Genomic DNA, 647 nt, shown 5'->3' with positions numbered 1-647 from the left:
ATATATTTATTTGGCGGTGGTTGTTCTTTTGCAAATGGATTATCGAGCCATTTGTGCAGATCAACTTTCACAAACAGGTTTAGCCTTATAAAGGCTACTAAATTTGATAGATACCAACCGTGTTTCGCCTGTGTTTTTAGCGCCTTTAATATCAGTATTGTTATTAATGCCGTCCAAATTTGTATCATTACCGCATTATGACTTGTTCCTATAAAGGACTTAATGTGCAGCTGTTGTTTTATATCCCTAAAAAATATCTCAACTTCCCATCGCGCCTTATAAAGTTCTGTTATGGTGTTTGCTGTCCAAGACATATGGTTTGTAATGACTTCAATGGTTTGCTGATTTTTTTCATCCCACAGCGCAACTCTGCGTAGCTTTTTGGGGTATTTCTCTTTCGTTTTGGTACCTGTGAGCTCAATAATTTCATCCTTTAGAACGTGCCCGTGACGTTCTTCTGGTAGTTCTAATTCTTTTACGGTTCTAAATTTTATGTTGTCCTTGTGCCTGACCACAAAATAAACGCCGCTGCTGTCCCAAACATTTAAGAGTGAAAAATCATTATAAAATCTATCTGCAACAATGACACTTCCTTTTAGCAATGGTATATCGTAAGCACCTTTGTTGTCTGCTGTTTTGCCATCGGT

1 protein-coding gene is annotated in these 647 nt (G+C 37.6%); it reads right to left on the bottom strand.

Annotation, left to right across the window (positions count from 1 at the left end; genetic code table 11):
- On the bottom strand, positions 1-647 hold a 647-nt coding region (locus Q0838_RS14235; RefSeq protein ID WP_298956560.1), incomplete at both ends, for an IS4 family transposase.

Origin of the sequence: uncultured Nonlabens sp., from assembly GCF_947495285.1 — a bacterium.
Taxonomy (GTDB): Bacteria; Bacteroidota; Bacteroidia; order Flavobacteriales; family Flavobacteriaceae; genus Nonlabens.
The sequence above is the reverse complement of the archived record's forward strand: the minus strand, read 5'-3'. Positions and strand labels throughout refer to the sequence as shown.